7 protein-coding genes are annotated in these 5,233 nt (G+C 69.7%); 4 read left to right on the forward strand and 3 right to left on the reverse strand.

From position 1 onward, the window contains the following. Positions 1–83: TetR family transcriptional regulator (locus tag QH195_RS35115; protein ID WP_348537363.1), on the reverse strand; the 83-nt coding region annotated here is incomplete at its 3' end. A 180-nt stretch (positions 84–263) separates the two neighbouring features. On the opposite strand from QH195_RS35115, the gene QH195_RS30635 reads away from it, so the two are divergent. Beyond that, positions 264–857: a TetR family transcriptional regulator gene (locus QH195_RS30635; protein ID WP_280437937.1), complete on the forward strand. Its 594-nt coding sequence runs from the start codon at positions 264–266 to the stop codon at positions 855–857. Positions 858–871: 14 nt separating this feature from the next. Here the strand turns inward: QH195_RS30635 and QH195_RS30640 are convergent, their stop codons facing one another. Continuing rightward, on the reverse strand, positions 872–1,822 hold the full coding sequence (locus QH195_RS30640) for a phosphatase PAP2 family protein (RefSeq protein ID WP_280437938.1): 951 nt from the start codon (positions 1,820–1,822) through the stop codon (positions 872–874). 112 nt (positions 1,823–1,934) lie between these two features. Between QH195_RS30640 and QH195_RS30645 the strand changes: the two genes are divergently transcribed. Beyond that, the gene (locus tag QH195_RS30645) at positions 1,935–2,783 is read left to right on the forward strand and encodes a hypothetical protein (RefSeq protein WP_280437939.1); all 849 of its coding nucleotides are present in this window, start codon (positions 1,935–1,937) and stop codon (positions 2,781–2,783) included. A gap of 19 nt (positions 2,784–2,802) precedes the next feature. On the opposite strand, the gene QH195_RS30650 is transcribed toward QH195_RS30645, so the two are convergent. Beyond that, entirely contained in the window at positions 2,803–3,036 is a 234-nt protein-coding gene (locus QH195_RS30650; protein ID WP_280425049.1) for a hypothetical protein, read from the reverse strand. A 581-nt stretch (positions 3,037–3,617) separates the two neighbouring features. On the opposite strand from QH195_RS30650, the gene QH195_RS30655 reads away from it, so the two are divergent. Together QH195_RS30655 and QH195_RS30660 are read left to right on the forward strand one after the other, a co-directional pair. Further along, positions 3,618–4,583 (forward strand): TIGR00341 family protein, encoded by a 966-nt coding sequence (locus QH195_RS30655; protein WP_280437940.1) that lies wholly within the window; start codon positions 3,618–3,620, stop codon positions 4,581–4,583. 89 nt (positions 4,584–4,672) lie between these two features. Further along, the gene (locus QH195_RS30660; protein ID WP_280425051.1) at positions 4,673–5,086 is read left to right on the forward strand and encodes a DUF7144 family membrane protein; all 414 of its coding nucleotides are present in this window, start codon (positions 4,673–4,675) and stop codon (positions 5,084–5,086) included. The last annotated feature ends 147 nt before the right edge of the window (positions 5,087–5,233 follow it).

Here is a 5,233-nt window from a genome sequence, read left to right on the forward strand (position 1 = left end):
CCCCAATACAGGTGATGTTTGGACGGGTAGTAGCGGTACAGTGTGCCGAGCGCGACCCCGGCGGCCGTCGCGTTCTCCGCCAACTTAACCCCTTACAGACCCGAAACCGCCCCCAGCCCGGCCGCCCCGCCCTAAAAACCCCCCTCGCGGCGGGGGGCGGGGGGGGGGGTTGTTTTTTGGTGGGGGGGGGCGCCCCCCCCCCCCCCCCCCCCACCGACCTACCTGTTAGAGTGAATTCTAGTTTTTCGAATCGGAGGTGGGCCGTGCCACGGATAGCGGAGCCCCGTGAACCCGGGCAACCGTCCACCACGGGGCAGCAGGAACGCCGGCGCGCCATCCTTCGCGCGGCCGCCCGGCTCGGTGCGGAATCGGGTCTGGAACGGGTTCAGATGTCGGAGATCGCGACGGCCGCCGGGGTCGCGCTCGGCACACTGTACCGCTACTACCCGTCCAAACATCACCTGTATTGGGGGGTACTGGCGACCGCCGTCGAAAATCTGCCCGCGCCTCCGCGAGATCCCGGTGACCCGGTGGGCGCTGTGGCGGATTTCCTGGAGAATGCGGTGGTCGAGCTGCTCCGGCGTCCCCGGCTCGGCCGCGCCATGCTGGTGTCGGCCAATGCCGTTCGATCGGCCGAGACGGGCACGGACAACGTGACGATGCGGGACCGCATCATCGCCGTCGCCGGTATCACCGACCCGGATGCCGGAGATCTCCAGCTCGCCCGGCTGGCGGAACAAACCGCGTACGGCATCATGACCTGGGCCACCGCTGGGCTACTGGAGGCGGGGGAGGCCGCGGCCGATATGCGCCGGGCATGCAATCTGCTGCTGGCCCCGTGGGCCGGGCAGGAATAGGGCCCGCCGGGCGGTTAGGGCGCCGGCTGCGCGTCCGGCTCGGACTCGGGCTCGGCCGGTTTGCGTCGTCGTTCCCAGGCGCGGGCCAGCAGAATCGTCAGCCCGACATACGCCCAACCCGCCAGCACGTCGACCACATAGTGCTCGCCGCCGTAGACCAGCGTGAACGCCATCGCCACGGGAAAAAGTGCCAACGGGATCTTCCACCACCAGTTCCGCGCCAGCGGCCACAACGCGACCGTCACCAGCAGGGCGAACGCGGAGTGCAACGACGGCAGCGCTGCGACCGGGTTGCCCTGCGCCGCAAGCCAGTCCCCGCTGACATCCACCGATACCAGGTGGAACCCGAATCCGGTTCCCCGATAGACCTCGGCGCCGAGCACGCCCTCGCGGGCCGCATACCAGGGCGGCGCGGCCGGTACCAGGACATAGGTCAGCAGACCGAGATAGGACAGCAGCACGATCCGGCGCATGTACTTCGACCAGCGTTCCCGGGAGTGGACGTAGAAGATCGCGGCGATCAGCCAGGGGACTACGAAATGGCTGGTGTAGACCATTCCCGTGAACAAGGTCCACCACGGTTGGACACCGTCGTGGATCAGATGGTCTTGTAGCCACACGGTCGGAACGGTGCCGCCGAACAACCAGCGTTCCGCCGTCACCAATTCCTCCACCCGCACCGGCATACCGAGGGTGTTGGCGATACCGCGGGTATGGTCGTAGACCACCAGCGCGGCGATGAGTGGGACCCAATCGATCAGCGTGCGCACATGTTCGCGCCACGGCCGATCCGGGTTGAACGCGGCGATCCCGACGATGATCCAGACGGCCTGATAGATCCGGTCGGTCGGCAATCCGAACACGACGGTGACAACCGCCAATGCCAGCAGATAGGCCGACCACACACTGCTGCGCAGCAACCAACGCGGCCGCCCGGCCGGCGCCTCGATCGCGGGGGCACCCATCTCCCCAGTTTTCCATCAGCCGGCCGCGGGGTGAACGGGCGGCCACCGGGAAATGACATCCGCCGCCCAGCCGCGGCCTGTCGCGCCGCCGCGCGCATTAGGCTCGGGCGGTATGAGCCTGGGCGAGGTGGCCGCGGATCTGTACGGGCGAACGCCCGCGGAGTTCGTGGCCGCGCGCGACGAGCAGGTGCGGGCCGCCAAGGCAGCGGGGGACAAGGAACTGGCTGCCGGAATTGCGGCCCTGCGCAAACCCACCGTGGCGGCATGGACAGTGAACATGCTGGTACGCGCGGCACCCGATGAGGTGGCGGCCCTGCTGCGGCTGGGGGCGGATCTACGTACCGCGCAGCGGGAACTGTCCGGAAAACAACTGCGCTCGCTCACCGCGCAGCGGCGGCAGGTGGTCGACGCGCTCGCGGCACGGGCCGGTGCGATCGCCGCCGAGCACGGCAGGACGGTGACCGAGACCGTACTGCGCCAGGTCGGCGAGACTCTGACCGCCGCCCTAGCCGACCCCGAAGTGGCCGACAGGGTCCGCACGGCGACGCTGGCGTCGGCGGCGAACTACGCCGGTTTCGGCGCCGTGGGCCCGGACCTGACAGTCGTGCGGGAAGACGACGATACCGCTGAGACCAGGGACAAGCCCCGCGGGCAGAAGACGTCCGGGACGCGCGCGGGCGGTGCGCGTACCGACGACGAGGCGCGCCGGCGGGCACGCGAAGCGGAAGAACTACTCGCTGCGGAGCAGCAGGCGCGAACCGCGCTGGAAGCCGCCGAACACGAGGCCCGCCGAGCCGCCGAGGAACTCCGGCGCTGCGAGGAGCGGCTCGCGCAACTCCGTGCCGAACTCGCCGCCGCCGAGGAGCAGCATCGTTTCGCGCGGCAGGCGGAACGCGCCGCCCGTCAGGAGGTCCGCAGCGCGACAACCGAACTGGAACGGGCACGGCGGCGAGCGAGGTGACGGTCTGTCCGGTTTCGCGCTATGCGTGATCGGCCAATGACTGGTGTCCGGCCCGGCGCGCGCAGTGCGCGCAGCAGAAGACCTGCGCCGCCGCCTCGACACCGTGGCCGAGTACCCGGCAACCGCAGTGTGCGCAAACCGGTGCGAGTTCGCTCGCGGCGCATTCGAAACTGTCGAATGTCCACGACCGGCCGTCACGGCTCACAGTGAACGTCTTGTCGTAATCGTTGCCGCAGGTATCGCAGATGGCCATCGGTCCACACCTCCCAGGCGTTGTCGGCCGACGCCGTGACCGTGCCGCCGGCCTGGTGTCTTCGGAGGCCGTACCCGGCGTGGTACCGGGCAAACACACCCGGTACGAGCAGGCCCTCGGGCGTGCCGAGACCGTTTCACTGCTGCGCCGCGGTGATCACTCCGCGCGGGTGATGCGACCACTCCGGACGGTGCGCGATGGTGCCGTCATGCACCATCGGAAACCGGTCGGCACGGCCGCGTCGGCACGGTATGTGTGCCCCTCGGTGCCGGTCCGGTGTCCGCAACGGCCGGGACCGCGGTGGCCGAACGCGGTCCGGACCTTCGGGTTCAGCGGTTGCGAGGGCTCGCTGACCCATTGCTGGTCAACCCTGACCGCGTACGCCCAGGCCCGGGTCCGGGTGCGCGAATCGGATAACTGAGCGTGCTCTTGGTTCACCCCCTGTGGATGAGGCCGTCCGGCGCACCGCTGGGCACAATCGCCAGTATTCGAGCAGGTCGTCGGGCCCCGCCGGTGGTGCGGCGCGGCGGTCCGGCATGACGTCACTCGTGCGCCGCGCGAACCGGATCGAGGTCAGGCCCATGTCAGTGCTGGTCCCCGCAAGTCAACGGCGAACGCTCGACGAGCTCACCGACCGGCTCGACCTGGGCGTCGGTGCGACGACCACGAAGCGTTCCGCTTTCTGGATCATGCTGACCCTCTCCGGTGTCATCGCCGCCTCCGGGGTGGTGGGCGATTCGACCGCGACCGTGATCGGCGCGATGATCGTCGCCCCGTTGTCGGTGCCGATCCTCGGCGTGGGTCTGGGTATCGCCACCGGGCGCGGGGAGCTCGTGGGTCGCAGCCTGCTTCTCGTGCTGGCCGGGATCGTCCTGGTCGTGTTCGTGGGTTTCCTGTTCGCGCAGGTGCTGCCGAATCCGACGAACGTGCTGTCGAATTCCCAGGTGATCGGCCGTACCTCCCCGAAACTGATGGACCTCACCGCAGCGCTGGCCACCGGGTTGGTGGGTGTGGTGGCGATCATCCGGCGCGATGTCGGTGATGTCCTGCCCGGAGTGGCCATCGCGATCTCGCTCGTCCCGCCGCTGGCGGTGGTGGGTGTCTGCCTGGGGTCGAGCGCGCCGGGACTGGCGCTGGGTGCTTTCGTCCTGTTCGCGTCCAATATGGTCGCCATGATCATCACCGCCACCGTGGTGCTGGTGATCACCGGCTTCCCGTCCGAGGCCGGGGCGGGCGCCCGGCGGCGCGGGCGCGCGTATGCGGTGCTGGCGGCCGGGCTGATCGTGGTGGCCGTGCCGATGGTGGTGAATTCGCTGTCGTCGCTGTGGGCCGGCCAGATCGCCGCCGCGACCCGCAGCTGGTTGGCGGATGTGCCCGGAGCCCAGGTCACCGATGTCACCCTGCAATCCGATACCGCGACGATCCAGGTGCTGTCCCCGGCCGATCTACCACCCACCGACAGCCTCGAACAGTCGGTGCACGACCTGGTGCCCTGGCATCCCGATGTCGTGATCGTGCATACGGTCGGCAGCCGGATCTCGGACTGAGGGTCCGCAGACTTCATCCGCTCCGGGTGACGCGGCCGTCGACCCGGATACGGCATATCTGTCCACGGGGGATCGGACGAGGAGGCCTCATGACGCAGACGACAGGTTCGCGCCGCAACCCGGTTTCGCAGGGGGTGGCGGCCGTGACCTCGATCGGGGTCGCGGTACTGCTGCTCACGGCGGGGGTGCTGTCCATTTTCGCCGGCGGTTCCGCCGTCGCCGCCGACGACCTGTTCGTCGAAGGACCGGACTACCTGTACCGGCTGGACACCACGACCTGGGGCTGGGTGCATATCGTGGTGGGCGCGCTGATCGTGATCGCGGCCATCGGTCTGCTGGCGGGGGCGGTCTGGGCGCGGGTCACCGCGGTATTCCTGGCCGCCCTGTCGATCATCGGGAACTTCCTGTGGCTCCCGTACTACCCGTGGTGGTCGATTCTGGTGATCGCCCTCGACATCGTGGTGATCTGGGCGGTGACCACCTGGACCCCGGACCGGCGATGAGCCGGGGCCGCCCCGCCCCGCCCGCCCGGCCGCCCCCCCCCCCGGCCCCCCCCACCCCCCCCGGGGGGGGGGCGGCGGGGGGGGGGGGGCCCCCCCACCGCCGGGGCGACAAAAACAAAGGAACGGGCCGGGGGGAGGGGGGGGGGG

The organism is Nocardia carnea (assembly GCF_029868855.1).
In the GTDB taxonomy this organism is placed as follows: Bacteria; Actinomycetota; Actinomycetes; order Mycobacteriales; family Mycobacteriaceae; genus Nocardia; species Nocardia carnea_A.

Excerpts from the sequence above, each read along its gene's own strand:
- QH195_RS30660 (WP_280425051.1), top strand. The coding sequence starts at position 4,673 with ATGACGCAGACGACAGGTTCGCGCCGCAACCCGGTTTCGCAGGGGGTG.
- QH195_RS30645 (WP_280437939.1), top strand. The coding sequence starts at position 1,935 with ATGAGCCTGGGCGAGGTGGCCGCGGATCTGTACGGGCGAACGCCCGCG.
- QH195_RS30655 (WP_280437940.1), top strand. The coding sequence starts at position 3,618 with ATGTCAGTGCTGGTCCCCGCAAGTCAACGGCGAACGCTCGACGAGCTC.
- QH195_RS30640 (WP_280437938.1), bottom strand. The coding sequence starts at position 1,822 with ATGGGTGCCCCCGCGATCGAGGCGCCGGCCGGGCGGCCGCGTTGGTTG.
- QH195_RS30650 (WP_280425049.1), bottom strand. The coding sequence starts at position 3,036 with ATGGCCATCTGCGATACCTGCGGCAACGATTACGACAAGACGTTCACT.